Origin of the sequence: Streptomyces sp. P6-2-1 (genome assembly GCF_050613165.1) — a bacterium.
Taxonomy (GTDB): domain Bacteria; phylum Actinomycetota; class Actinomycetes; order Streptomycetales; family Streptomycetaceae; genus Streptomyces.
Window position 1 is genome coordinate 263889 of the sequence record NZ_CP192513.1, and the last position, 26639, is coordinate 290527.

Genomic DNA, 26639 nt, shown 5'->3' on the forward strand with positions numbered 1-26639 from the left:
CGGTGCCGACTGCTCCCACCGTCTCACCGACTGCCCCCCGGCTGTCCACGGGGGCGCGGCGTCTTCCCTCCTCCGCCCGCTGTGACCAGGCACGACGTCCTCGGCGCCGACTCATTCGGCGGGTTGCCTCGCGGCCCTTTCCCCCGTGTCCCGCATGAGGAGCGAGAGGTCGCCCCGTACGTTCACGAAGGGCCGCACGCGGGTGGTGCCGCCCGCCGGGTGCTCCAGGGCGGTGTACGGCAGCACGGCGGTCCTCTTGCGGTCGACGAGGTCGCCGAGTACGCGGCCCACGGGGACGGGGGCGACGCCGGGTTCGGGGAGCAGCGCGAAGTCCCACACGTCCTGCGGGGCCGCGTGCCCGGCGAGCGGCATGACGTAGGGGAGCCGGAAGCCGAAGCGGCCGCGGCCCTGGTCGCGCGCCGCGAGCAGGAAGCTCTCGCTGCCCTCCTCGCGGGCCTTGACCCGTACCATCGCGCCGCGCGGCAGGGAGCGGACGATGCCGTGGAGCTGCGCGGTGACGAGGAGCCCGGACTCGCCGGTCTCCAGGGCGAGTATCTCGGCGTGCGCGGGACGCCGCCAGGCCCGTACCGCGAGATAGCCGTCCTTCGTGCGGTACGGAATCCAGTGGGCGAAGCCCGTTCCGTCCTCCAGCGGCGGCAGCCCGGGCAGCGCGCCCTGCTCGACGAGCCCGGCGCGCAGTCTGCGGCGGGTGCCGCCCGCGAGGAGGTACGTGTCCCAGCGGCCCTCGTCGAGGCGGTGCGTGGCGCGGTCGACGACGGCCGGGCCCGGCTCGGGGACCGGGAGGCGCACTTCGCGCGCCGCGGGGTCGTCGCGCAGCGCGAGGAGGAGTTCGTACGGGCCGGGGAAGGGCGCCGTGGGGCGTATCTCGATCGCGCCCGCCGGAGTCACGAGTGCCCGGGCGACGGTGCGGGGACGCGGGGCCCTGCGCGGGGAGCGGGCACGGCGCGGGGTCACGGCGCGGTGGGGCGGGGTGAGGCGGGCGGCGGCGCGGGCGGCCTTGCGGGGGCGGGGGGTGAGCGCGTCGAGTTCGGCGCGGTCGCGGTCCTTGCGCGCGCGGATGTCGTCGAGGATGCGCTCGTAGGCCTTCGCCGCGGCGTCGACCGGGTGCGCGGCGGCGTGGACGCGCGCGGTGCGGCCGAAGCGGTCGCGGGTCTCCTGGTCGGCCATGAGGCGGCCGAGCGCGGCGGCGAAGGCGTCGGTGCCGCCCGCGAGGGGGACGAGCAGTCCTGTGACGCCGTGGTCGACGAGCTGCGCGGGGCCGTGCGGGGCGTCGGTGGCGACGACGGGCACGCCGGCGCGCATCGCTTCGAGAATGCCGTGGCCGTAGGGCTCGATGTCGGAGCTGACCGCGGCGATGGCCGCCTTGGCCCACTCCGTCTCCATCGGCGTGACGGCCCCCATGAGCAGGACGTGGTCGTAGAGGCCGAGGCGGTCGACGCGGCGGCGCAGCGCGGCGTGCTCGGGGCCGCGCCCGTAGATGCGCAGGGTCCAGCCGGGGTGCTCGGGGAGCAGCTTGGCGAAGGCGTCGACGAGCCTGTCGTAGCGCTTGCCGGGGACAAGGCGTCCGGCGGCGACGATCGTGCGCGAGGTGCGCGTCGAGGGGGTCAGGCCGAGGTCGGGGCTGCCGGGCGGGACGGCGTGGACGCGCTCCGCCGCCTCGGGGACCGCGGCACGGTAGGCGGCCGCGTCGGCCTCGGTGAGGGTGACGAAGGCGTCGAGGTGGGGCAGGCAGCTGTTCTGGTCGGCGCGCAGCCCCGGCTCGTGCGAGTCGAGGGTGAGGTGTTCCTGGCCGATGCGCAGGTAGCGGTCGCTGCCGTGGCGGGCGAGGTAGCCGTTGAGCAGGGGGCGGGTGGCGATGACCGCGTCGGCGTCGGTCCAGGCGAGCCACTCGGTGAGCCGCAGGTCGTGCAGGGTGCGGTAGCGCAGGCGGCCGGTCTCGACGGCGGGGTCGGGGAACATGCGGTGAGTGCCGGTGTTGAGGACGTGGTCGCCCTCGTAGCCGGGGGTGCCCTCGCGCATGTCGATGAGGGAGCTGAGCCGTACGCGGGGGTCGAAGGGGAGCGCGGGCGTGTCGGCGACGCGGTGCACGCTCATGACCTCGACGTCGTGGCGCTCGGCGAGGGCGGCGGAGAGGTGGGCGGTGCCGCGGATGGTCGCGCCGATCCCGTAGGCGTTGTGGATCAGGAACGCAATGCGCATGCGCGGGCCTCCCCCTTGGTCGTGCACAGGTGTCCGGGAGTCAGACACGTGAGCGCCCTGAGGGTTGTACGGGTGAGGCGTACGTCACACCTCGGGAGGCGCCGGGGCGGGCCTCCCCCGGCTCCACCCCGGCACCCCACCCGCCCCTCGGACGCCGGAGGGGCGGGGGAACCGGAGAAGCGGGGCGGGGCTCCCGCCTACTTCTTGCGCTCGTCCATGATCCGCTTGATCTTGCCGACCGAGCGCTCCAGGGTGTCCGGGTCGACCACCTCGATGCCGACGCTGACGCCGATCGTGTCCTTGATCTGCTTGAGGACGACGGCGGCTGCCGCCTCGCGGGCCTCGGGACCCGAGTCCTGGCGTGCCTCGACGCGGACCGTGAGGTGGTCCATGCGGCCGCGGCGGCCCAGGTGGATCTGGAAGTGCGGGGCGAGCGCGGGGACGCGGAGCAGGATCTCCTCGATCTGGCTCGGGAAGAGGTTCACACCGCGCAGGATGATCATGTCGTCGCAGCGCCCGGTGACCTTCTCCATGCGCCGCATACCGGGCCTGGCGGTGCCGGGCAGGAGGCGGGTGAGGTCGCGGGTGCGGTAGCGGATGATCGGAAGGGCTTCCTTGGTGAGCGAGGTGAAGACCAGCTCGCCCGAGGTGCCGTCGGGCAGCACCTCGTCGGTGATCGGGTCGACGACCTCGGGCAGGAACTGGTCCTCCCAGATGTGCAGGCCGTCCTTCGCCTCGACGCACTCGCTCGCGACGCCCGGCCCCATCACCTCGGAGAGCCCGTAGATGTCGACCGCGTCGATGCCCATGCGGTCCTCGATCTCGCGGCGCATCTCCTCGGTCCACGGCTCGGCCCCGAAGACGCCCGCGCGCAGCTTCGTGGAGCGCGGGTCGACGCCCTGGCGCTCGAACTCGTCGAGCAGCGTGAGCATGTAGGAGGGCGTGACCATGATGAGGTCGGGCTCGAAGTCCTGGATGAGCTGGACCTGACGGGCGGTCTGGCCGCCCGACGCGGGGATGACCGTGCAGCCGGCCCGCTCGACGCCGTAGTGCGCCCCCAGGCCGCCGGTGAAGAGCCCGTAGCCGTAGCTGACGTGGACGCGGTCCCCGGGTCGGGCCCCCGCGGCGCGCAGCGAGCGCGCGACGAGGTCGGCCCAGTTGCTGAGGTCGTTGTCGGTGTAGCCGACGACGGTGGGGCGCCCCGTGGTGCCGCTCGACGCGTGGAGCCTGCGGACCTTCTCGCGCGGCACGGCGAACATCCCGAAGGGGTACGTCTCGCGCAGGTCCGCCTTCGTCGTGTACGGGAAGCGCGCGATGTCCTCCAGGGTGCGCAGGTCCTCGGGGCGCACCCCCGCCTCGTCGAACTTGCGGCGGTACAGCGGCACGTTCGTGTAGGCGTGCGCGAGGGTGGCGCGCAGCCGTTCCAGCTGGAGGGCGCGGATCTCCTCGCGGCCGAGCTTCTCGGCCGGGTCGCGCAGCTCGTCGGGCAGGGGCTCCCCGAAACGCGCCGGGCGGGTGCCCGGGGTGGTCTGCCGCCGCTCTTCGGGCCAGGACTCCGTCGTTCCGGCCTCAGTGGTTGTCATGCTCGTTCCTCCACGCCTCGGATCACGCGGCTGCGACCGCGGAACTCCAGGACGACGGTGTGCTGGGGGTCGTCGCGCTCGATGCGCACGTCGTACAGACCGCTGCGGCCGAACCGGGTGCGTTCTCGCGCCTCGGCGACGAGGACGTCGCCTTCGAACGCCGGTGCCACGAAGTCGACGTCGGCGCCCGCACCGACGGTCACGGGACCGTAGGAGTTGCAGGCGACGGCGAAGGCCGTGTCGGCGAGAGTGAAGAGAAAGCCGCCGTGGGCGAAGCCGTGGCCGTTGACCATGTCGCCCGTGACCCTCATCCGGAGCCTGGCGGTGCCGTCCCCCGAGGAGAGCAGCTCCATTCCGAGTCCCTGAGAAGCCCTGTCCCTCGCCCACATGGCGTGCGCCGGGCTCGTTCCGTCCCCGGCGGGAGCGGTCGGCTCGGCCGCTCCTGCATTGTGCGCTTCGACCGGCTTTGTGTCACTGCCACGTCCCATGTGGCGCTCACCACCCTTGCTGCCCGACCGAACATTCGGTTAGCTTTCGACCGGGTCAGTAATTCAGCATCCGATTCGCCTGTCAAGGGGTCCCATGTCTTCACCCGCCACTGCCAGGACCGATTTCTTCGCACGTCACGAGGGTCTGCTGCGCGCGGCCGCCGAGGCGATCGCCACGCGCGGTTTCCACTCGGCCTACCCCGAGTCACCGAGCAAGTCCGTCTACGGCGAGGAGGCCCCCGAGGCCGGCGAGCGTGCCTTCCGCGCCCTGCTCGACCAGCCCTTCGACCTGCCGGGTCACCCGGGCGAGCCGGGGGCCGTGGGCGGCGAGGTCTCCCCGTACGGGCCGCGGCTCGGCATCACGTACCCGAGGCTCGACCCGCGCGAGGCTGTGGCGACCGCGAAGGCGGCGGGCCGCGCCTGGCGCCGTACGAGCCCGGACACCCGGGCCGGGGTCGCCGCCGAGATCCTTGCCAGGCTCAACGCGGCGAGCTTCCAGATGGCGCACGCGGTGCACCACACGACCGGGCAGCCCTTCGTCATGGCCTTCCAGGCCGGTGGCGCGAACGCGCAGGACCGCGGCCTCGAAGCCGTTGCCTACGCCTGGGTCGCGCAGCGGCAGGCACCGGCCGCCGCGACGTGGGCGAAGCCGATGCGCAAGGGCGAGCCGCTGACCCTGGAGAAGACGTTCACGCCCGTCGGGCGCGGCGTCTCGCTGCTCATCGCCTGCAACACCTTCCCGACGTGGAACGGCTACCCGGGCTTCTTCGCGAGCCTCGTCACGGGCAACCCGGTCGTCGTCAAGCCGCACCCCGCCGCCGTGCTGCCGCTCGCGCTGAGCGTCCGCGTCGCCCGCGACGTGCTCGCCGAGGCCGGGTTCGACCCTGACACGGTGCTGCTCGCCGCCGAGGCCCCCGAGGACCGCGTCGCCGCGACGCTCGCGACCGACCCCGACGTACGGATCGTCGACTTCACGGGGTCCACGGGCTTCGGCGACTGGCTGGAGCAGAACGCCCGCCAGGCGGCCGTGCACACCGAGAAGGCCGGGCTCAACACGGTCGTGCTCGACTCGACCGCCGACTACAAGGGCCTGCTGCGCAACCTGGCGTTCTCGCTGTCGCTGTACAGCGGCCAGATGTGCACGACCCCGCAGAACCTGTACGTGCCCCGCGAGGGCTTCGCGACCGACCAGGGCGTCAAGACACCCGAGGTCTTCGCCGCCGACCTCGCCGAGGCGCTCGGGAAGCTGCTCGGCGACCCGCAGCGGGCCGCGGGGACGCTCGGCGCGCTCACCGGGGACGCCGTGCGCGAGCGGATCGAGAAGGCGCGTGCCCTCGGGGGCACGCAGTTCGGCGGCGAGCCGCTGACCCACCCGGAGTACCCCGAGGCCGTGCTGCGCACGCCACTCGTGACGGTGCTCGACGCGGAGCGGGACGCCGGGACGTACCGCAGCGAGTGGTTCGGGCCGATCTCCTTCGTCATCGCGACGGACTCGACCGCGCAGGGCATCGCGCTGCTGCGCGAGACGATCTCGGCGCACGGCGCGCTCACCGCGAGCGTCCACTCGACCGACGAAGAGGTCCTGGAGGCGACCCGCGAGGCCGCGCTCGACGCGGGTGTCCACCTCGCCGAGAACTTCACCGGGCAGGTCTTCGTCAACCAGACGGCCGCGTTCAGCGACTACCACGGCTCGCAGGCAAACCCCGCCGCGTCCGCGACCCTCAGCGACTGGGCCTTCGTCACCGGGCGGTTCGCCGTGCTCCAGTCCCGCCGCCCCGCGGTCGCGACCGAGGAGGCCACGCATGCCTGAGGACGTCTACCTGATCGACGGGGCCCGTACCCCGCAGGGCCGCTACGGCGGCGCGCTCGCCTCGGTCCGTCCCGACGACCTCGCCGCGCTCGTCGTCGGCGAGGCGGTACGGCGGGCCGGGGTGCCTGCGGACGCGATCGACGAGGTGATCCTCGGCGCCGCCAACCAGGCGGGTGAGGACAACCGCGACGTGGCCCGCATGGCGGTGCTCCTCGCGGGCCTGCCGCACACCGTGCCCGGCTACACCGTCAACCGGCTGTGCGCCTCCGGGCTCACCGCGGTCGCGGCGGCCGCGCAGGCGATCCGCGCGGGCGAGGCCGAGGTCGCCGTCGCGGGCGGCGTCGAGTCGATGACTCGCGCCCCGTGGGTCATGGCGAAGCCGGGGACGCCGTGGGCGAAGCCCGGCGAGGTCTTCGACACCTCGCTCGGCTGGCGCTTCACCAATCCGCGCTTCACCGCCGCCGACCGCGCGGCGGGCCCGGGCGAGATCCGCACGACGCTCAGCATGGGCGAGACGGCCGAAGAGGTCGCGGCCATCGACGGGACGACCCGCGAGCAGTCCGACGCCTTCGCGCTGCGCAGCCACCAGCGGGCCGTCGCGGCCCAGGAGGCCGGGCACTTCGACCGCGAGATCGTCGCCGTGCCCGTCAAGGACGGCGAGGTCACGCGCGACGAGGGCCCGCGCCCGGGCTCGTCGATGGAGAAGCTCGGCAAGCTCCGTACCGTCTTCCGCGCCGCCGGCATCGTGACCGCGGGCTCCTCCTCGCCGCTCTCCGATGGCGCGTCGGCGCTCGTCGTGGCGAGCGCGGCGGCCGTGGAGCGGTACGGGCTCACGCCGCGCGCGCGTATCGCCGGCTCGGCGTCCGCCGGGGTCGAACCGCACCTCATGGGCCTCGGCCCGGTGCCCGCGACGCGCAAGGCGCTCGACCGGGCGGGCTGGTCGGCCGGTGACCTCGGGGCCGTCGAGCTGAACGAGGCGTTCGCCGCGCAGGCGATCGGCGTCATCAACCGGCTCGGGCTCGACGACGCGCTCGTCAACGCGGACGGCGGCGCGATCGCGCTCGGCCACCCGCTCGGCTGCTCGGGCTCGCGCATCCTGCTGACCCTCCTGGGGCGCATGGAGCGCGAGGACGCGGCGAAGGGCCTCGCGACGCTGTGCGTGGGTGTGGGCCAGGGCGTCGCGATGCTCGTGGAGCGGGTGTGAGCGGCATGGAAAGTGCGAACGGCGCGGAAATTTCGAACGGCGTGCGGAGTCTTCACGGCGACCCGTACGACGACCTCGCCGCGCGTTCCTTCGCGACCCTCTCCGTCGAGGTGCGCGAGGACCGCGCGCTCGTGACGCTGAACCGGCCCGAGGCGCGCAACGCCATCAGCGGGCTCATGATCCGCGAGCTGCACACGGTGTGCGCGTGGCTGGAGGAGCATCCCCGGATGCTCCTGCTGACCGGGGCCGGTGGCTCCTTCGCGGGTGGCGCCGATATCGCCGAACTGCTCGAACGGGGCAGGGACCAGGCACTCCAGGGCGTCAACAGCCGGCTCTTCGAGCGGGTGCGCAGGCTGCCGATGCCGACGCTCGCCGCCGTGGACGGCTGGGCGCTCGGCGGCGGCGCCGAGCTGAGCTACGCCTGCGACCTCAGGATCGCGGGCCCGGAGGCCGCCTTCGGGAACCCGGAGCCGGGCCTCGGCATCCTCGCGGCGGCGGGCGCGGCCTGGCGGCTGCCCGAGCTGGTCGGCGAGTCCGTCGCCAAGCAGGTGCTGCTCGCCGGGCGCACCCTGGACGCGCGGGCGGCGCTCGCGTGCGGGCTCGTCATGGACGTCGTACCGGCGGAGAAGCTGCTCGACGAGGCGCACGCGGTGCTCGACCGGATGGCGAGGTCGTCCGCGACGGCGCTGCGCCTGACGAAGCTCGTCGTGGACGCGCCCGGGGCGCACCCGGTCGCCGACGACCTCGCGCAGGCCGTGCTGTTCGAGGGGCAGGACAAGAGGGACCGCATGACGAGATTCCTGGACCGCAGGCGGGACCGGGGAGCGAGCGGCGGGAAGAACGGGAACAAGGGCTCCGGCGTGCCGGGGACCGACAGCGAGCGGACGGAGGGCCGGGCATGAGCGCGGCAGTGCCGAAGCAGGCCGGGGTCATCGGCGGCGGGCGGATGGGCGCGGGCATCGCGCAGTCCTTCGCCACGGCGGGCGCGGCCGTGACGGTCGTCGAGCAGGACGAGGCGGCGGCAGCGAAGGTGCGCGAGCGCATCGGCGGCTCCCTGGAGCGGGCCGCGAAGCGCGGGCTGCTGCCGGCCACGCCCGAGGAGATCCTCGGGCGGCTCGCCTTCGTGGGCGACGTGAGCGGGCTCCCTGCCGACGCGGACGTCGTCGTCGAGGCCGTACCGGAGAACGCGGCTCTCAAGGCGAAGCTCCTCGCGGCGGCCGAGCAGGTCGTCGGCGCGGACACGGTCCTCGCCACCAACACCAGCTCGCTGTCCGTCACCGAGCTGTCGGCCTCGCTCACCCGTCCCGGGCGTTTCCTCGGGATGCACTTCTTCAACCCGGTCCCCGCGTCGGCGCTCGTCGAGCTGGTCGTCCCCGAGGCGACCGAGCGGGCCGTCGTCGACCTCGCGCTCGGCTGGACCGCCGGGCTCGGCAAGAAGGACGTCGTCGTCAAGGACTCGCCGGGGTTCGCGAGCAGCCGCCTCGGCGTCGCGCTCGGCCTGGAGGCGATCCGCATGGTCGAGGAGGGGGTCGCCGCGCCGCAGGCCATCGACGACGCCATGACGCTCGGCTACAAGCACCCGATGGGCCCGCTGCGCCTGACCGACCTCGTCGGGCTCGACGTGCGGCTCGCGATCGCCGAGTACCTGCACAGCACGCTCGGCGAGCGGTTCGCGCCGCCCGCGCTGCTGCGCGAGAAGGTCGCGCGCGGCGAGCTGGGGCGCTCGACCGGGCAGGGCTTCTACACGTGGAACGACTGAACGCCGCGGCCTCGCGGGCCGCGACACGGACGACAACCGCGACACGGACGACAGCTATCGGAAGGAGGGGCGGACGATGACTGAGACCACCACGGCACCGCTCGGGGACGAGGAAGCGCTGAGCGCCCACTTCGACGCGACGATCGCGCGCGACCAGCGCGTGGAGCCGCGCGACTGGATGCCGGAGGCGTACCGCAAGACCCTCGTGCGCCAGATCGCGCAGCACGCGCACTCCGAGATCATCGGGATGCAGCCGGAGGGCGAGTGGATCACGAAGGCGCCTTCGCTGCGCCGCAAGTCGATCCTCTTCGCGAAGGTGCAGGACGAGGCGGGCCACGGCCTCTACCTCTACAGCGCCGCCGAGACGCTGGGCGCCGACCGCGCCGAGCTGACCGAGATGCTGATCGAGGGTCGTCAGAAGTACTCCTCGATCTTCAACTACCCGACCCCGACCTTCGCCGACGTCGGTGTCATCGGCTGGTTCGTGGACGGCGCCGCGATCTGCAACCAGGTGCCGCTGTGCCGGTGCAGCTACGGCCCGTACGCCCGCGCGATGATCCGCGTGTGCAAGGAGGAGTCCTTCCACCAGCGGCAGGGCTACGAACTGCTCATGACGATGATGCGCGGCACCGAGGCGCAGCGCCGCATGGTGCAGGAGGCCGTGGACCGCTGGTGGTGGCCCTCGCTCATGATGTTCGGGCCGCCCGACGGCGACTCGCCGCACTCGGCGAAGTCGATGGCCTGGCGCATCAAGCGGCACTCCAACGACGAACTGCGCCAGCGTTTCGTCGACATGACGGTGCCGCAGGCGGAGCACCTCGGCGTCACGCTCCCCGACCCGGAGCTGCGCTGGAACGAGGAGCGGGGCAAGCACGACTTCGGCACCCCGGACTTCGAGGAGCTGAAGCAGGTCATCGCGGGCAACGGCCCGTGCAACGCGGAGCGGGTCGCGCGGCGCAGGTCCGCGCACGAGCAGGGCGCCTGGGTGCGCGAGGCGGCCGCGGCACACGCGGCAAGGCACGCGGGCGACCGCGGGAAGACGGAGGTCGCGGCATGAGCGGGACGCACGAGAAGGACCCGGCAGGCGCCCTCGCGCCGAAGGACTCCTGGCCGCTGTACGAGATCTTCGTACGGGGCAAGCGGGGCCTGAACCACGTGCACGTCGGCTCGCTGCACGCGGCCGACGACCGGATGGCGCTGACGAACGCGCGTGACCTGTACACGCGGCGCAACGAGGGCGTCTCGATCTGGGCGGTGCGCAGCGAGGACATCGCGGCGTCGGCGCCCGACGAGAAGGACCCCTTCTTCGCGCCGAGCGGCGACAAGGTCTACCGGCACCCGACGTTCTACGACATCCCCGCGGACGTCCCGCACATCTGAGGTGCCTGCCGCCCGAGGCGTCAGCCGCCCGAGGTGCCCCGCGGTCTCCCCGCGAGGTGCCCCCGCTTCCCAGAGGATTTTCAAGGAGTAGTGGTCGCAATGAGCGACGATCACCTGTCGCTGGCCGCCGACGCGGCCGAGGGCGACGGTCACTGGGCCTTCGGCACCGGGTTCGAGGACCCGCTGCACGGCGTGGACACGACCGTCCCCGACGGGGTCGACACGGCGGCGCTCGCGCAGCTGTGCCTCGCCCTCGGCGACGACGCGCTGGTGAGCGCGCAGCGGCTCGGCGAGTGGGTCACCGCGGCACCCGAGCTGGAGATCGAGCTGGCTCTCGCCAACATCGGCCTGGACCTGCTCGGCCAGACGCGGCTGCTGTACGCGCGGGCCGGGCTGCTCGACGGCACGGGGCGCGACGAGGACGCGTACGCGTACTTCCGCGACGCCGGTGAGTTCCGCAACCTGCGGATCACGGAGCTGCCCAACGGCGACTTCGCGTACACCGTGCTGCGGCTCCTCGCGCACTCGGCGTGGCGGCTCGCGCTCCTGCGCCGCCTCACGTCGGCGCCCGACCCGGTCCTCGCGGCCATCGCGGCGAAGGGCGTCAAGGAGCTGGCGTATCACCGGCAGTTCGCCACCGACTGGGTGATCAGGCTCGGTGACGGCACCGAGGAGTCGCACCGCAGGACGGCGGAGGCGGCGCGGGCGCTCGCGCCGCTGCTCGCGGAGTTCCGGCGCGACGAGAGCGCCGCCTTCCTCGGCGTCGACGCGGCCGAGGTGGCGGCCGAGGCGCGCGAGGTCTGGGAGCAGGTCCTGGGCGCAGCGACGCTGGAGATCCCCGAGGCCGTCGCGGAGACCGCCGACGGGCGCAAGGGCGAGCACACCGCGCACCTGGTCCCGCTCCTGGCGGAACTCCAGGTGGTGGCACGCGCACACCCCGGGGCGACGTGGTGAGCGCCGCGGCCCCGGTGTCCGACCCCCGCCTGCGGGCCGCCTGGGAGGCGGCCGGGCGGGTGCCCGACCCGGAGCTGCCGATGCTGAGCCTGCACGACCTCGGGGTACTGCGCGATCTCGCGTACGAGGAGGACGGCACGCTCGTCGTGTCGCTCACTCCGACGTACTCGGGGTGCCCGGCGATGGCCGAGATGCGCGCGGCGACGGTGCGGGCCCTGAACGAGGCCGGTTTCGGCGCGGTCAGGGTCCGTACGGTCCTCGACCCGCCGTGGACGACGGACTGGATGACGGAGGAGGGCCGCGCGGCCCTCGCCGCCCACCGCATCGTCCCGCCGGGCCCCGCCCGGGGCCCCCGCCGCGGCGGTCCCGTCCCCCTCTCCCTCTCCCCCACGCGTCACCTGGGCGAGGCCGAGGGCGTGCGCTGCCCGCAGTGCGGGGCGAACGACGCCGAGGAGCTGTCCCGCTTCTCCGCCACGTCCTGCCGCGCGCTGCACCGCTGCCGCGCCTGCGGGGAACCGTTCGAACGGTTCAAGGAGATCTGAAGGTACGGGCGGGGGCCTGGGGGCTCAGCCGCGGACGGCCTCCTGGCGGCGGGCGCGGTAGGCGGCGGCCTTGACCCGGTTGCCGCAGGTCCGCATGGCGCACCACTCACGGCGGTGGCCCCGGGAGCGGTCCAGGTAGACCTGCGTGCACTCGGGGCGGGCGCACTCGCGCAGGAGCGCGCCGTCCGCGCCGCCGACGATCTCGACGGTCTCACGGGCGAGTGCGGCCAGACCCTGCGAGACGGAGCCGGAGTGGCGCACGCCTTCGGGCCCGAGCTGGACCTTCACCGGCAGCCCCGCCGCGTGCCGGTTGATCTCGGCGACGGCGGCGGGGGGCAGCCGCTCGCCGGCGAGCAGCGCGGCGACGAGGTCGTAGATCACCTCGCGCAGTTCGACGGCCGTGTCGAGGTCGGCATCGTCGGCCCCGGGAGCCGTGTCGAACATCCCCGACTCGACGAACCAGTCGTCGAGAAGCCCCGGGGTCGCGAGCTTCTCCGTCGGCGCGGCATTGCGCCGCGCGCGCAGCGTACCGACGAAGTCCAGGGGGAGCGTCCCGCAGGGAAAGGCATGGTTCACCTCACCATTTTGACCAGTGATGAGCCGAGAAGCAATGCCGGGGCCTCAGCGCCCGCCCCGCTCCCCCGCGCCACCACCACACAGGCGCCCGCCGCCCCCGCCCCCGCGTCCGCACCGCCACCCGCGCACCCGCGCACCCGCGCCCGTGTCCTCACGCACGCCGCCGGTTCAGCAGCCACCACGACGTCACCAGGTCCTCGGTGCGCCGCAGGTTGAGGCCCGTCAGCTCCTGGAAGCGGCTGACCCGGTACCGCACCGTGTTCGGGTGCACGGCGAGCCGCCGCGCCACCTCGCGTACGTCCTGGTCGCACGCGAGGTAGACCCGCGTGGTGCGCTCGATCTCGGTACTGGAGCGTCCCGCGCCGTCCAGCGCCGCCAGGTGTCTGGCGGAAAGGCTCTCCGCGGTGTGCGGGTCCGAGAGCACGAGGGGCCGGGGGCCGAGGCCCGAGAGGCGCACGAGGCCCGACATGGCGAACTGCCGCGCCGTCTCCAGGGCGAGCACCGCCTCGCCGAAGCCGGTGCCGAGCCGGTCGAGCGGGAGCGGCGGCCCCGCCGCCACCAGGTGGCCCGCGACGGAGTCCGGCGCCCTCGGGGCGATGAAGCCGAGGACCGTGCCGACCTGGGCGAACAGCAGGCGCTCCGCGGGAAGCCGGAGGGCCGCCGCGACCGCGGACCGCAGGGCATCGACGTCGCTCGCGGCGGTGGCCCGCGCGGCGAGGGCGACGTGGCGCGCCTGGGGCACGAGCCCGAAGAGGCGCGCCTCGTGGCCGATGCGTTCGGCGGCGAGGGTCCCGCCGAGCAGGCCCGCGGCGAAGGCCTCGCGGCGCTCGGCGTCGAACTGAGCGCGTTCCAGGGTCAGATCACGCTGGACACGCGTGAAGATCGCGGCCGCCTCGTGGGTGAATTCCCAGGCACTGTCGTGCGCGGCGATCAGCAGCGCGGGCGGGACGCCCGCGGCGGCCCCGACCTCGTCCACCAGGACGAGCATCGCCCTGGTGCCCCACTGGTACCCGCGGGCGAGCACGTCGGGCGGCATCCCGCGCGCCGCGCGCTCGCCCGCGAGGTCGGCGAGTACCGCGCGCAGCGCCGCTTCGGGCGACCGCGGCACGGACAGTTCCGCGAGGACGACATCCATGAACCGGCGTGCGGAGGAACGGATTTCCTCGGACGTGAGCACCGCGTAACCGGGGACGTGGCGGCGCAGCAGCACGAGCACGCGGTCGGCGAAGACCTCCCTGAGCCCCCGCAAGCGGTCGACGGCGGCGGCCACCGCGGCGCGGGCCGGGGGATCGAGGTCTGCGGGGCCGGGCAGCCCGCGCCCGGGCCGGACGGCGGCCCCTCCGGCGGCTGCCCCCGCACGGGTCTCGGCCCCCCTCCCGGCGCGCGTCCCTGCGGGCGTCTCGGCGCGTATCCCGGCGGACGTCTCCGTGTGCGTCTCGGTGTGCGTCTCCGTGTGCGTCTCGGCGGGCGTCTCCGTGTGCGTCTCGGCGGGCGTCTCGGCGGGCGTCTCGGCGGGCGTCTCGGCGGGCGTCTCGGCTTCGATGGCGGCGGCCTCCTCAACAAGGTGTGCGCCGGGGGGCGTTGGGGCGCACACCGGCGACCGCGCGGCCGCCCCCCGGGCGGCCCGGCGGACTGTACCACCGTCCAAAGTTGTTTGTGCCCCGAAACATAGACGCGCGCACAAGGTCGACGTTAGAACTACGCAGACGATCGATTGCGTTGTTAATTGGTGGCTTATGTTGGAAAAGTCGGCCGAGCGGGCTTCGCTTCGCCGCTCCCAACTCGCCGCCCTGCACAATCACTTACGCGATGGAGGCACCATGTCGCCTGTCGACCCGTCCAACGGCGTCACGGGTTTCGCCCACTCCCGCAGAGGTCTGCTCAAGGGTGTGGGTGCCACAGGGCTGACAGTGGCCGCGGGAGGGCTTCTGGCGGCCTGTGGGGACGACGACGATTCCGGCGGCGGGAAGCAGTCGTCGGGCCCCGTGGCGGGCAGTACGGTCACCTTCGGGTCGAACTACTCCGACCCGGCGACGAAGAAGGCGTTCGCCGCGCTGACGGCGTCGGCGACGACGTCGACCAAGGTGAAGGTCAAGATCAACACCGTCGACCACAACTCCTTCCAGCAGAACATCACCAGTTACCTGCAAGGCACTCCGGACGATCTCTTCACGTGGTTCGCCGGGTACCGCATGCAGTACTTCGCGGCCCAGGGTCTCGCCGCCCAGCTCGACGACGTGTGGGAGAAGATCGGCGGCAACTTCAGCCCCGTCGCCAAGCAGCTCTCGACCGGGCTCGACGGTCACCAGTACTTGGTGCCGATCTACCAGTACCCGTGGGTCGTCTTCTACCGGAAGAGCCTGTTCAAGAAGAACGGCTACTCCGTGCCCACCACGTGGGACGCCTACCTGGCGCTGTGCAAGAAGATGAAGCGGGACGGGCTCATCCCGGTCGCCTTCGGGGACAAGGACGGCTGGCCGGCACTCGGCACCTTCGACATCCTCAACATGCGCATCAACGGGCACGACTACCACAGCAAGCTGATGAAGCACGAGATCCCGTGGACGGATCAGGGCGTGCACACGGTCTTCCAGCACTGGGCCGAGATGCTGCCGTACGTGCAGAGCGGCGCCAACGGGCGGATCTGGCAGGACGCGGCCAAGGCCCTGGAGGGCCGCAAGGCCGGGATGATGTTCCAGGGCACCAACCAGGTCGCCGCCCAGTGGGTCAGCGACAAGGAGGACCTGGACGACCTGGACTTCTTCCCCTTCCCCGCGATCAACGCGAAGTGGGGCCAGCAGTTCATGGACGCCCCCGCGGACGGCTTCATGCTCAGCAAGAAGGCGAAGAACCCGGCGGCGGCGAAGGCCGTCCTGGAGTACATCGGGACGGGTGAGGCGGAGGCCGAGTACCTCAAGAGCGACCAGTGGGACGTCGGTCTCGCGAACGGCCTCAAGGTGCCCTCGTACAACGCCATCCAGAAGAAGTCCGTCGAGGAGATCGCCAAGTGCAAGGCGGTCGGCCAGTTCATGGACCGGGACGCGGACCCGGCGATGGCGACCGCGATGATCTCCGTCATCCAGAAGTTCATCGACGACCCGGGCAACGGCAACATAGCGGCGCTTCAGAAGAGCGCCGAGTCGCAGGCGAAGGCGATCTACACGGGATGAGCACGGTCACGCGTACGCGCCGGGCGGCCTCCGCGCCCGGCGCCCCGGCCGCCCGGCGCAGGCGGCGGCGCCTGAGGCACCTGAGCACCCGCGACCGCGTCGTGGCAGGGCTGCTGCTCGGCATTCCGCTCCTGCTCAGCCTCGCCTTCGTGTGGTTCCCCGCCCTCGGGACCATCGCGCTGTCCTTCTTCCGCTGGAACGGCGTGGGCGATCTGCACACGAAGGCGTGCGACCCCGCGCTGCCGACGGTCCTCAACAACGGCTGTGTCACGGGGTTTCAGAACTACCACCAGGCGGCGACCAATTACCCCGAGTTCTGGCCCGCCGTCCAGCACAACCTGATCTGGCTCGCGGTCTTCGTCGTGATCGCGACACCCCTCGGGATGCTGTTCGCCGTCGTGATCGACCGGGGCATCGCGGGCAGCCGCATGTACCAGAGCATCCTGTTCCTGCCCGTCATGCTCTCGCTCGCGCTCATCGGCATCATCTGGGAGTTCGTGTTCTCGCAGAACTACGGTGTGATCAACACGCTCATCGGGCGGTCGGGTGACAGCAACGCCATCGACTGGCTCGGCAACCCGCACCTCAACCTGTGGGCCGTCCTCCTGGAGGCCACATGGCGCCAGGCGGGCTACGTGATGGTCCTGTACCTGGCCGGCCTGAAAGCGGTCGATCCCAGCCTGCGCGAGGCCGCCCGCATCGACGGGGCCAACGCCTGGCAGACCTTCTGGCGGGTCGTGTTCCCCGCGATGCGGCCGATCAACATCGTCGTCATGGTGATCACGGTCATCGAGTCCCTGCGTGCCTTCGACCTCGTCTACATCACGAACAAGGGCATCAACGGCCTGGAACTCCTCTCGGTCCTCGTGACGTCGAACATCGTCGGCGAGACCCAGCGGGTCGGTTTCGGCTCCGCGCTCGGCGTCGTCCTCCTGCTGATCTCCCTCGTACCGATCTGTCTCTTCCTTCGCCAGTCCTTCCGCAAGGAGGAAACACCGTGAGTACGCAGACGCCGACCGCGCCCGCCGTGCGGGACGGCGGCGACCGCAGGCCGCGCCCCAGGGGCCAGGTCCTCTCGCAGGTCTTCCTCGTCTGCGCGTCCGTGCTGTGGCTGCTGCCGATCCTCTTCGCGCTCTACGTCGCGATCCGCCCGTACTCGGACACGCGCAAGCACGGTTACGTGTCCCTGCCGCACAGCCTGACCCTGGGCAACTTCTCCGACGCCTGGACCCAGGCGAACATGGGCCGCTTCTTCTGGAACTCGGTACTGATCACGGTCCCCGCCGTCGTCATCGTGCTGCTCCTCGCCTCGGGCGCCGCCTTCGTGCTCACCCGTGTCAACGTGAAGATCAACGTGGCGCTGCTCATCGTGTTCACGGCGGGGAACCTGTTGCCGCAGCAGGTGATCATCACGCCGCTGTTCCGGATGTACCTGAAGATCCCGCTGCCCCACTTCCTCGCGGACAGCGGCCTCATGTACAACTCGGCGTTCGGCCTCGTCGTCATCAACGTGGCCTTCCAGCTGGGCTTCTGCGTCTTCGTGCTGAGCAACTACATGAAGTCGGTGCCCGGCGAGATGTACGAGGCGGCCCTCGTGGACGGGGCGGGCCTGTGGACCCGCTTCTGGCGGCTCACCGTGCCGCTGTGCCGCCCGGCGCTCGCCGCGCTCGCCACGCTCCTGACGACCTGGATCTACAACGACTTCTTCTGGGCCATCACGCTGATGTCCTCGGGCGACAAACGCCCGGTCACCTCGGCGCTCGCCAACCTTCAGGGGCAGTTCGTGACGAACCAGAACCTCATCGCCGCGGGCGCCATGATCGCCGCGGTCCCGACCCTGATCGTCTACATCCTGTTGCAGAAGCAGTTCATCTCGGGCCTCTCGCTGGGAGCGAGCAAGGGCTGAGCCGGACACCCGCGGGGCGGGCACGTGCCGGACACCCGGCGCGGCCCGCCCCGCGTCCGTGTCACCCCGCACCCCTGCCTCACCAGCGCATCCGCACGTGCTCGGCCCGGCCGAGGGCCCACCGCCGCGCCACGGTACGCGGCGAGCGGCCCCGCCCCTGGTCGAGCGCCGCCCAGCTCTCGCCCGCCGCGGAACCTGACCGCCCGCGGGCCGCTCGGGCCCCCACCACGACATCGCCGCCGCCCGGGCCGCCCGCGACGCGCTCGGGCAGCCGGACACCCCGGGCGAGCGGGACGAGCGCGGCGCGCTCGCACTCCCGGCCGCCAGGCCCGTACTCACGGAGGCAGAGGGAGGTGAGGGCGAGGTGGTCGAGATCGCTGACGGTGAGGACGACGAGGCGCGTGGGTGTGGTCACGCACCAGTGCTCCCAGCGTGTGGTACGTCCCCAGCCCCGCAGGTTCGCGCGGTGCGGCGGGGCCCGCGTGCGGGGAGGGCCGCTCTCGCCCGAGGGGGCCGGAGCGCACGCGCGCTCCGGCCCCCGGCGCACGGGGCTCAGCCGGCCGTCATTGCCAGACCTTCACGTAGTCGATGCTCATCTTCTGCGGGAGCCGCGTGCTCGCGTCGGGGGCGCCGGGCCAGTCGCCGCCGACCGCGTTGTTGAGGATCAGGAAGAAGTCGTGGTCGAAGACCCAGGGGCCGTGCGTCGCTTCGAGGGTGTCCTTGTCGACCGTGTGCATGACCTGGCCGTCGACGCGGAAGACCATGCCCTTGCTGTCCCAGTCGACGGTGAAGGTGTGGAAGCCGTCCGCGAAGTCGGCGCCGCCGGGCAGCGTGTAGGGCGAGCCGAAGCCGTTGGCGCCGTTGTAGGCGGGCGCGTGGAGCGTCGAGTACGTGGTGCCCGGCTCCTTGCCGACGTGTTCCATGATGTCGATCTCACCGGTGTACGGCCACGGCCTGCCCTGGTCGAAGTAGTCCGCGCCGAGCATCCAGAAGGCGGGCCACAGGCCCTGCGTGCCGGAGACCTTGATGCGTGCCTCGACGCGGCCGTAGGTGAACGCGAACTTCCCGTACGTGTTGAGGCGGGCCGAGGTGTACTGGCATGTGCCGCTCCCGGTCAGCGGGTCGCGGGGGCACGTGGACCCGGGGGTCTCCTCCTTGCGGGCTTCGAGTACGAGGTTGCCCGCGCCGTCGAGCGCCGCGTTCTTGTTGTCGGTGTAGTACTCCAGCTCGTTGTTGGGCCCCGGCCCCGTCTCGGGGACCCACTTGGCCGCGTCGGGCGCGGTGCCCGCGGGACCGTCGAAGTCGTCGTCGAAGACGAGCTTGGTGTAGGTGGGGTCGGGCGGGAGCTGCGGCGGCGTGGTGGGGGCTCCGCCGGTGCCCCAGACCTGGAACTCCCAGAGGGAGTAGCCGTATTCACCGGAGCGCTGGGTGCCGTACATGCGCACGTGGCGGCCCGTGGTGTCGAGGTCGATGGTCTCCTTGAATCCCTTGCCCGTGGTGGTCTGGTAGACGGTGCGCCAGTCGGTGCCGTTGTCCGAGACGTCGATGCGGTACGCCTTCGCGTAGGCGGGGTCCCACTGGAGGACGACGCGGTGGATCGTGGCGTCCGCGCCGAGGTCGACGGCGATCCAGCCGGGGTCGGTCCAGCCGCCCTCGGGGCTCGTGGCCCAGCGGCTCGCAGGGTCGCGGTCGAAGGCCTTGTCGGGGGTGCACAGCCAGCAGGTGCCGTCGTCCTGCGACGTCGACGCGGTGCCCTGCTTCCCGTACGAGAGCAGGACGTCACCACCGGGCTGCGGACCGCCGCCACCACCGCTCGTGTAGACCTGGAACTCCCACAGCGAGTAGCCGTACGGGGTGGCGCGTTCCGTGCCGAGCATGCGGACGTAGCGGCCCGTGCCCGAGACGTCGAGCGTCTCGTCGCCGCCCGTGCCCTCGGTCGTGGTGTGGAGCGTCGTCCACTGCGCGCCGTCGGCCGAGACCTGGATGCGGTAGCCCTTGGCGTACGCGGCTTCCCAGCGCAGGACGACCCGGCTGATGTCCGTGTCGGCACCGAGGTCGACCTGGAGCCACTGGTCATCGCTGAACTCGCTGGACCAGCGGGTGCCGTCGTCGCCGTCGACGGCCGACGCGGCGGTGAAGGGGCCCTCCTGGCTGGAGGCGGTGGCGGGCCTGCCCTGCGAGACGAGTACGGGGTCGGCGGCGAAGGCCCGCCCGGGCGCGGTCACCACCGCGAGCGAGAACAGGAGCGCGACGGCGGCGAGGACGGCGAGCAGGCCTGTCGGGGGTCTTCTTCGGCGGGTGCGGGGACGCGTGCGGGTACGCGTGGACATGCGAACTCCTCAGGGCGACTCGGTGAATGGGGCCGGGGAGCGCTCCTCCGCACAGGGAGACTCCTCAGAGCCGGATGGCCCGTCAAGAGAGCCGACCGGATGGTTCACAAGACGACGCCGGATTGGCCGAATCTTGAGGAGCGAGACCGATTTCGGCTCCCTTGGCTTCGGGATCCGAAGATTTTCGCCGACTCCCTGTCACCGTGTCCACACCTCTTGATCCAGAGGAAGGCCGGGCCCTTCCGAGGCCCCGTCAACCGCCCTTCGGCGGCGACACGTTGTGTTCATTGAGTTCTGAGCTTTACCTGAGCCACGTCCGCCCGCATTTGCCGGTATTCGAAGGAAAAGATCGGTTACCGAAAGTGGTACGGGCCACTTACTCTCCTTTCCGGAAGCGCTCCTTTCGCCCCCGCCTCTCCTCACCCGAGTGAGTCTTGGAGCAGACCATGCGCCATGTTTCACGGGACTCCCGTACCCCTTTACCGCCTGCCGAGCGGCACCGTGCACGGCTGCTGCGCTACGCACACCGCTATGCCGCGGGCGACTTCCACCGCGCCGAGGACATCGTCCAGGAGACGATGCTGCGCGCGTGGCTGACCACCAACGGACCTGATCTCAGCGACGACCAGCACCTCCAGGCATGGCTCTGCCGTGTCGCGCGCAACCTCGCGATCGACGCCCACCGGCGCGAACGCGCCGTACCCGCGGGGCTCGTCCCCGAGGAGAGCGACGCGCCGCGCAGGTACGAGGAGGACGTGGCGGACGTCGTGGCCACCCGCCAGGTGGTCCACGAAGCGCTGTCACGGCTCTCGTACGAACACCGCGAGGTGCTCGTGCACATCCACCTGCACGACCGCAGCCGGGCCGAGACCGCACGCGTCGTGGGCGTGCCGCACGGCACGGTGAAGTCCCGTAACCATTACGCGCTCGAAGCCTTGCGCCGATCCCTCCCTGCCGCGTGAGGGGCGGCGATCTGTGAACAGGAACACCGATCCGTTCGACTGGTTCCGCGCCCACGCGGACGCCATCTTCCGCTGGCTCGGCATCATCGGGCTGCTCGTCCTGGTCTTCGTCCTGCTGCGCTGGTGGGCGATGCGCTGGGGCGGCTGGCGACGCTGGGCGGCCCGGCTGCGGCGCGAGGGCGCGCTCACCGTCGCGGCCTTCACCGAGCCGGTGCGCTCCCTGATCCGCCACCGCCGCGCGCTGCGCGCCCTCGTCACGAGCCTCGGCGACCCCGGCACGTGGCGCGACGCCGAACTGGCGCTCGCCGCCGCCGCGCGCGACCCCGGTGCGGGCGGGCGCCCGTACGCCGCCCTGGTCGGCCCCGAGTCCGTCACGGTGCTGCTCGCCGGGCTCGGCTCGCCCGAACCGTGGACCTCGGCGCGTAACGCGCTGCCGCTCGTCGCCGTCCGTACGGCCGAGGAACGGCCGCTCGTGGTGGCGCTCGGCGCGCAGCGCGTGGACGGCGCGCCCGCCTGCGTCTTCCTCGATCTCACCGTCGGCCCGCCCGTACTGAGCGTGGACGGCGACGAGCGGGCGTCCCTGGCGCTGCTCCAGGCCCTCGCCGCCCAGCTGGACGCCCGGTTGCCCGACGATCTGGTCACGGTCGCCGACGGGGTGCACCCCGGGCACGCGGGACCCGCCGTACGCACCGCCTACCGGGAGGCGCGCGACAAGCCCAGGCGCCTCGGTCTCGCGCCGGTCCTGGTCGCCGCCGCGCTGCCCGATCCGCTGCCCCCCGAGATGGCGGCTGCCCCGGACGGCGCGCCCGGGGTGCGGACCCTCGTCCTGGGCGAGGCACGCGCGTACGCCTGGCGGTTGTTCACCGACAGGTACGGGAGGGTCTCGGTCACCGGCACCCCCCTGCTGCCGCGCTGCGACGGGCTCGGCCGTGCCGTGGTGCGCACGCTGGACAGCCTTCCCCCGGTGCTGCCGCCCGCCTCGGCCGTCGAGAGCGCCGCCGACCTCGTCGAGGAGAGTGAGGCCCGCGAGAGCGAGCAGACCCACGACGCGACCGAGGAGGAGGCGAACCCGTCCACGCACGCCGGAGTCGCAGCCCGTCCCCTGCCCACCCCCGCGCGGCCCGGCGAGGGCACGACGCGGGCCAGTTCGTGAAACGGACCATCGCGTGAAACTCGCTCTCAGCACCATCGCCCCCGGCTCCGAGCGGACCGATCACCTGCTCGACCTGCCGGAGAGCGCGACCGTCGCCGAACTCGGCACCGCTCTCGGCGCGGAACGGCTGTACCTCGGTGAGCGGCTCGTGAGTCCCGAGCTGCGCGTGGGCTCGGCGGGCATCCGCGCCGGGGCCGTCATCGGGCTCGGCGCCCCCGTGCCCCTGCCGACGGCGACGCGCGCGTGGCAGCCGCCGCCGCGTGATCCCGTCCTGGTCGAGATCCGGCACGTCGGCGGCCCCGGCGCGGGGCGTACCTGGCTGCTCGGCCCGGGCAGCCACGAGGTCGGGACCGATCGTGGCTGCGCGCTGCGCCTGGAAGGCGGCGGGGCGCCCGCGCGCGGCACGTGGATCACGGTCGGGATGGACGGCGCGCTCAGCTTCCGGCTCCCCGCCGACGCGGACGAGGCGCGCGACGGGCTGCGCAGCCTCACGCCGCCGCCCCCCGTCGACCCCGAGACCGGTACCCCGCTCACCGCCGAGGAACCGGCCGGCCCGGTGGACGGCGGGCCGGGCGGCCACTCCCCCACCCCGGCGGAACCCGGGCCCGACGGGCTGCCCGCCGAGCCCGCCCCGCTCCCTGCCACCGAGCGGCCCGCGCCCGAGGACGGTTCCGAGGAGTGGCCCTGCCACGCCGATCTGGCGCTCGGCGACCACTTGCTGCGCCAGGCGGACCCCTTCGACGCGGACGCGGCGGTCAACCCCTCGCGCGACGGTTTCGCCGTCGAGTACAACCGGCCGCCCCGCATCGCGCCGCACCTGGACACCGAGTCGATCCGGATGCAGGGGCCCCCTGGCGAGCGGAAGAACCGGCCCTTCCCCTTCATCATGATGATGGCGCCGCTCGTCATGGGCCTCGTGATGATGAGTCTCTTCCGCACCTTCTACTTCGTCATCTTCATCTTCTTCACGCCGATGATGGCGATCGGCAACTGGCTCACGGGCCGCCGCTCGGGGCGCAAGCAGCAGGAGGAGGCGCTGCGGATCTACCGGCTGCGGCGCGCCGCGCTGGAGCGGGAGGTGCGCGAGGCGACGGTCGAGGAGCGCGAGCTGCGCAACGACACCTTCCCCGACCCGGCGACGGTGTTGCTGCACGCCAAGGGGCCGGGCACCCTGCTGTGGCAGCGGCGGCGCCGCGACCCGGACTTCCTGACCCTGCGGCTCGGCACCGTGACGCGGCCCTCGCTCAAGCGGATCGACGACCACGCGCGCGAGGCGAACCACCGCGCGGTGCACTGGCGGCTCGCCGACGTGCCCTACGGCCTGGAGATGACCGATCAGGGCGTCGTCGGCATCTCGGGTCCCGGGCACGCGCCGCGTGACCTGGCCTGCTGGGCGGTGGCGCAGGCGGCGATCCTGCACAGCCCGCGCGATCTGCGGATCGTGGTCCTGACGACCGAGGAGCACGCGGAGTCGTGGAACTGGGTGCGCTGGCTGCCGCACCTGGCCTCGGGGCGCCCCGGCTCACCGGTCGCGATCGGCAACGACCCGGAGAGCACGGCGCACCGGGTCAACGAGCTGATCTCCGACATCCAGAACCGGGTGGCAGCCAAGTCCTCTTCGGCCCTCGCGCACACGTTGCTGCGCGAACCGGACATCCTCGTGGTGCTCGACGGGGCCCGGCGGCTGCGCGACGTGCCCGGCATGGTGCAGGTGCTCACGCAGGGGCCCGGGGTGCGGGTCTTCGGGCTGTGCGTGGACGAGCGGGAGCGGCTGCTGCCCGAGGAGTGCACAGCGGTCGTCGTCGCCGAGGGCAACCGGCTCTCGGTGCGCAGTTCGGGGGTGCCGAAGGTCGAGGACGTCCGTGCCGACCTCGTGGACTCCGCGTGGTGCGAGGAGGTGGCGCGCGCGGTGGCCCCCGTGCGGGACGTGACGGTGGACAGCGACTCGGGCCTGCCCTCGCAGGTACGGCTGCTGCCGCTGCTGGGCCAGGAGCCCCCCGACCCGGCGGCGCTCGCCGGGGCCTGGGCGCGCCGTCCCGCGTCCACGACGTTCGTCCTGGGCGCCGGGTACGAGGGTCCGCTGCGCGTGGACCTCGTGCGGGACGGGCCGCACATGCTGATCGGTGGCACGACGGGCGCGGGCAAGTCGGAACTGCTCCAGACGATGATCGCTTCGCTCGCCGCCGTGAACCGCCCGGACGAACTCACCTTCGTCCTCGTCGACTACAAGGGCGGCAGCGCGTTTCGCGAGTGCGCGGAGCTGCCGCACACGCTCGGCATGATCACCGACCTGGACGGGCACCTCGTGCAGCGGGCGCTCGCCTCGCTCGACGCGGAGCTGAAGCGGCGCGAGCGGCTGCTCGCCGAAGTGGCCGCGAAGGACCACACGGAGTACCGGGCGAAGCGGGCGCGGGAGCCCGAGCTGGCGCCGCTGCCGCGGCTCGTCCTGGTGATCGACGAGTTCGCGACGCTCGTGCGGGAGCTGCCCGACTTCGTGCCGGGGCTCATCAGCCTCGCGCAGCGGGGGCGTTCGCTCGGGCTGCACCTGGTGCTCGCGACGCAGCGCCCCGGCGGCGCGGTGAGCAACGAGATCCGCGCCAACACCAACCTGCGGGTCGCGCTGCGCGTGACGGACCGGGCCGAGAGCCAGGACATCATCAACGCGACGGACGCGGTGAGCATCTCGTCGGCGAGTCCGGGGCGCGCGCTCGTGCGGCGCGGCGCGGACGCGCCGACGCCCTTCCAGACGGCGTGGGCGGGCGCGGAGCGCGACGGGGGCGCGGCGACGGCGACGGCGGGTCCCACGCGCCCGGTGCGCGGTGTCGAGCTGTCGTGGCACCGGCTCGGGCGCCCGGCCGAGTGGGGCGACGAGGAGGAGCCCGCGTGGGCGGCGGCGCCCGAAGAGGAGCCGGTGACGGATCTGCGGGTCCTGGTGGAGGCGATCGGGCGCGCGACGGAGCTTCTGGACGACTTCACGCCGCAGCCGAGCCCGTGGCTGGAGCCGCTCGCCGACCGGGTGCGCGCCGAGGACCTGCCGCCCGTGCCGAAGCCTTCGCCCGGGGCGCTGCCACCGGTGCCGTACGCGCTGCTGGACCTTCCGCAGGCGCAGGAACGCCGGCTCGGCGTCATCGACTTCGCGAGCTTCGGGCACCTCTACGTCATCGGCTCGCCGCGCTCGGGCCGCACGCAGGTGCTGCGCACGGTCGCGGGCTCGGCGGCACTCGCGATCAGTACGGCGGACCTGCACATCTACGGGATCGACGCCTCCGGCGGTGGCCTGTCGGTCCTGGAGTCCCTGCCGCACTGCGGCGCTGTCGTCTCGCGGCACGACGCCGAGCGCCTGGAACGGCTCATCACGCGCCTGTGCAGGGAGCTGACGGAGCGCCAGCGCCTCATCGCGCAGCACAACGCGGCCGATCTCGCCGATGTGCGGGCGAAGGTCGGCAAGGACAAGCGGCCCGCACGGCTGCTGCTCCTGATCGACGGCTGGGACGCGCTCGGCTCGATGCTCGACGACTACGACGGCGGCCGCGTCTACGCGGACGTCGTGCGGCTGCTGCGCGAGGGCGCGGCGGCGGGCATCCACGTGATCGCGACATCGGAGCGTGTCCTGCTCGGCGGGCGGCTCGCCGCGCACAACGACCGCAGGCTGCTGCTGCGGCAGGCGGACCCGGGTGACTACAACGTGGCGGGGATGCCGCGCAACAAGGTGCCCGCGCACATCCCGCCGGGCCGCGGCTGGCTCGCGCCCGAGGGCATCGAGGCGCAGATCGCGCTGCTCCCCTCCGAGGACGGGGACCAGGCGGAGGCGGTGCGCGAGATCGGGAAGCGGGTCACGGCACGCGATGCCTCGCTGCCTGCCTCGCGGCGTCCCTTCCCGGTCAGGGAACTGCCCGCCGTGGTGGGTTTCCAGGAGGCGATGGACCAGGTGCCCGCCGGGGAGCGGGGCCCGCTGCGGGCGCTGCTCGGCATCGGCGGGGACTCGGGGGAGCCGCTGAGCTTCGACTTCGCGACGGGCGGCGGGGCGTTCATGGTCGCGGGCCCGCCGCGCACGGGCCGCAGCACGACGCTCGCGTCGATGGCCGTCTCGCTGCTCCTGGGCGGCACCCAGCTCGTCGTCCTCACGCCGCGCGACTCGCAGTTGCGCCAGCTCGCGGCGCACGACCTGGCGAAGGTGTTCGCGGAGCCCGACCCCGCGGCCGACGCGGTCGCGCGGGCGCTGGAGGAGGTGGAGGGCCGCCCTGTCGTGGTGGTCGTGGACGACGCCGACCTCATGCTCAACTGCAAGGCGGACAAGGTGCTGCGGCAGGTGGCCTCGTCCGGCCGCGACCGGGGCCAGGGCCTGCTCCTGTCGGGCCTGCCGGAGTCGATGAGTTCGCTCGGCTGGGTCGGCATCGCGCGCCGCGCCAGGCGCGGCATCCTGCTCGGGCCCAAGAGCATCGGCGAGGGCGACCTCATCGGTGCGCGCATCTCGGCCGAGCAGGTGCGCACGCCGCTCGTGACGGGCCGGGGCTGGACGGCGAGCGCCGCGGGAGCGGCGATCACGGTGCAGGTGCCGCTGACGGTGCTCGGCACGTAGCGCGTACGCGGGCGGGACGCGCT

The 26639-nt window shown here is 72.8% G+C and carries 21 protein-coding genes; 14 read left to right on the forward strand and 7 right to left on the reverse strand.

Annotated elements, in window-relative coordinates:
- Positions 1-111 precede the first annotated feature (111 nt).
- The 3 genes from ACQYWQ_RS01145 to paaI all read right to left on the reverse strand — a co-directional run bounded on the left by ACQYWQ_RS01145 (position 112) and on the right by paaI (position 4156).
- Positions 112-2220 carry a glycosyltransferase gene (locus ACQYWQ_RS01145; RefSeq protein ID WP_431031963.1) on the reverse strand — a complete coding sequence of 703 codons (2109 nt, stop codon included), beginning with the start codon at positions 2218-2220 and terminating at the stop codon, positions 112-114.
- A 197-nt stretch (positions 2221-2417) separates the two neighbouring features.
- The gene (gene paaK / locus ACQYWQ_RS01150; protein WP_431031964.1) at positions 2418-3803 is read right to left on the reverse strand and encodes a phenylacetate--CoA ligase PaaK; all 1386 of its coding nucleotides are present in this window, start codon (positions 3801-3803) and stop codon (positions 2418-2420) included.
- On the reverse strand, positions 3800-4156 hold the full coding sequence (gene paaI, locus ACQYWQ_RS01155; RefSeq protein ID WP_431031965.1) for a hydroxyphenylacetyl-CoA thioesterase PaaI: 357 nt from the start codon (positions 4154-4156) through the stop codon (positions 3800-3802). Before paaI ends, paaK begins: the two co-directional genes overlap by 4 nt.
- A 229-nt stretch (positions 4157-4385) precedes the next feature.
- Here paaI and paaN point away from each other — a divergent pair, with 229 nt between their 5' ends.
- The 8 genes from paaN (at position 4386) to paaD (ending at position 11940) form a co-directional block, all read left to right on the forward strand.
- Positions 4386-6101 (forward strand): phenylacetic acid degradation protein PaaN, encoded by a 1716-nt coding sequence (gene paaN / locus ACQYWQ_RS01160; protein WP_431031966.1) that lies wholly within the window; start codon positions 4386-4388, stop codon positions 6099-6101.
- Positions 6094-7305 (forward strand): thiolase family protein, encoded by a 1212-nt coding sequence (locus tag ACQYWQ_RS01165; RefSeq protein ID WP_431031967.1) that lies wholly within the window; start codon positions 6094-6096, stop codon positions 7303-7305. The genes paaN and ACQYWQ_RS01165 overlap by 8 nt, the downstream gene beginning before the upstream one ends.
- A gap of 41 nt (positions 7306-7346) precedes the next feature.
- The gene (locus ACQYWQ_RS01170) at positions 7347-8207 is read left to right on the forward strand and encodes an enoyl-CoA hydratase/isomerase family protein (RefSeq protein WP_431031968.1); all 861 of its coding nucleotides are present in this window, start codon (positions 7347-7349) and stop codon (positions 8205-8207) included.
- Positions 8204-9064, forward strand: a complete 861-nt coding sequence (locus ACQYWQ_RS01175) for a 3-hydroxyacyl-CoA dehydrogenase family protein (RefSeq protein WP_431031969.1) — start codon at positions 8204-8206, stop codon at positions 9062-9064. The genes ACQYWQ_RS01170 and ACQYWQ_RS01175 overlap by 4 nt, the downstream gene beginning before the upstream one ends.
- Positions 9065-9140: 76 nt before the next feature.
- Complete coding sequence (gene paaA / locus ACQYWQ_RS01180) at positions 9141-10121, forward strand: 1,2-phenylacetyl-CoA epoxidase subunit PaaA (RefSeq protein ID WP_431031970.1); 981 nt, start codon at positions 9141-9143, stop codon at positions 10119-10121.
- Entirely contained in the window at positions 10118-10444 is a 327-nt protein-coding gene (gene paaB, locus ACQYWQ_RS01185) for a 1,2-phenylacetyl-CoA epoxidase subunit PaaB (RefSeq protein WP_431031971.1), read from the forward strand. Before paaA ends, paaB begins: the two co-directional genes overlap by 4 nt.
- A 99-nt stretch (positions 10445-10543) precedes the next feature.
- A complete protein-coding gene (gene paaC / locus ACQYWQ_RS01190) occupies positions 10544-11398 on the forward strand; it encodes a 1,2-phenylacetyl-CoA epoxidase subunit PaaC (protein WP_431031972.1) in 855 nt (284 codons plus the stop codon).
- A 14-nt stretch (positions 11399-11412) separates the two neighbouring features.
- Positions 11413-11940, forward strand: a complete 528-nt coding sequence (gene paaD / locus ACQYWQ_RS01195) for a 1,2-phenylacetyl-CoA epoxidase subunit PaaD (RefSeq protein WP_431031973.1) — start codon at positions 11413-11415, stop codon at positions 11938-11940.
- A gap of 24 nt (positions 11941-11964) precedes the next feature.
- Here paaD and ACQYWQ_RS01200 read toward each other — a convergent pair whose 3' ends face one another.
- Together ACQYWQ_RS01200 and ACQYWQ_RS01205 are read right to left on the reverse strand one after the other, a co-directional pair.
- The gene (locus ACQYWQ_RS01200) at positions 11965-12516 is read right to left on the reverse strand and encodes a CGNR zinc finger domain-containing protein (protein ID WP_431031974.1); all 552 of its coding nucleotides are present in this window, start codon (positions 12514-12516) and stop codon (positions 11965-11967) included.
- 151 nt (positions 12517-12667) lie between these two features.
- Positions 12668-14110, reverse strand: coding sequence for a PucR family transcriptional regulator (locus ACQYWQ_RS01205; protein WP_431031975.1), 1443 nt, complete (start codon positions 14108-14110; stop codon positions 12668-12670).
- A 316-nt stretch (positions 14111-14426) separates the two neighbouring features.
- On the opposite strand from ACQYWQ_RS01205, the gene ACQYWQ_RS01210 reads away from it, so the two are divergent.
- From ACQYWQ_RS01210 to ACQYWQ_RS01220, 3 genes are read left to right on the forward strand one after another with little or no spacing between them, the layout of a single operon-like run.
- Complete coding sequence (locus tag ACQYWQ_RS01210) at positions 14427-15686, forward strand: ABC transporter substrate-binding protein (RefSeq protein ID WP_431039027.1); 1260 nt, start codon at positions 14427-14429, stop codon at positions 15684-15686.
- A complete protein-coding gene (locus tag ACQYWQ_RS01215; protein ID WP_431031976.1) occupies positions 15683-16687 on the forward strand; it encodes a carbohydrate ABC transporter permease in 1005 nt (334 codons plus the stop codon). Before ACQYWQ_RS01210 ends, ACQYWQ_RS01215 begins: the two co-directional genes overlap by 4 nt.
- The gene (locus tag ACQYWQ_RS01220; RefSeq protein WP_431031977.1) at positions 16684-17592 is read left to right on the forward strand and encodes a carbohydrate ABC transporter permease; all 909 of its coding nucleotides are present in this window, start codon (positions 16684-16686) and stop codon (positions 17590-17592) included. The genes ACQYWQ_RS01215 and ACQYWQ_RS01220 overlap by 4 nt, the downstream gene beginning before the upstream one ends.
- A 79-nt stretch (positions 17593-17671) precedes the next feature.
- Here ACQYWQ_RS01220 and ACQYWQ_RS01225 read toward each other — a convergent pair whose 3' ends face one another.
- A complete protein-coding gene (locus tag ACQYWQ_RS01225; protein WP_431031978.1) occupies positions 17672-18139 on the reverse strand; it encodes a DUF2804 family protein in 468 nt (155 codons plus the stop codon).
- A gap of 16 nt (positions 18140-18155) precedes the next feature.
- On the reverse strand, positions 18156-19922 hold the full coding sequence (locus tag ACQYWQ_RS01230) for a discoidin domain-containing protein (protein WP_431031979.1): 1767 nt from the start codon (positions 19920-19922) through the stop codon (positions 18156-18158).
- Between the two features lie 446 nt (positions 19923-20368).
- On the opposite strand from ACQYWQ_RS01230, the gene ACQYWQ_RS01235 reads away from it, so the two are divergent.
- Genes ACQYWQ_RS01235 through ACQYWQ_RS01245 form a run of 3 tightly spaced genes read left to right on the forward strand, consistent with a single transcriptional unit; the run spans position 20369 to position 26616 of the window.
- The gene (locus tag ACQYWQ_RS01235) at positions 20369-20884 is read left to right on the forward strand and encodes a sigma-70 family RNA polymerase sigma factor (protein ID WP_431031980.1); all 516 of its coding nucleotides are present in this window, start codon (positions 20369-20371) and stop codon (positions 20882-20884) included.
- 13 nt (positions 20885-20897) lie between these two features.
- Positions 20898-22037: a hypothetical protein gene (locus ACQYWQ_RS01240; RefSeq protein ID WP_431031981.1), complete on the forward strand. Its 1140-nt coding sequence runs from the start codon at positions 20898-20900 to the stop codon at positions 22035-22037.
- A gap of 13 nt (positions 22038-22050) precedes the next feature.
- Positions 22051-26616: an FtsK/SpoIIIE domain-containing protein gene (locus tag ACQYWQ_RS01245; RefSeq protein ID WP_431031982.1), complete on the forward strand. Its 4566-nt coding sequence runs from the start codon at positions 22051-22053 to the stop codon at positions 26614-26616.
- Positions 26617-26639: the final 23 nt, after the last annotated feature.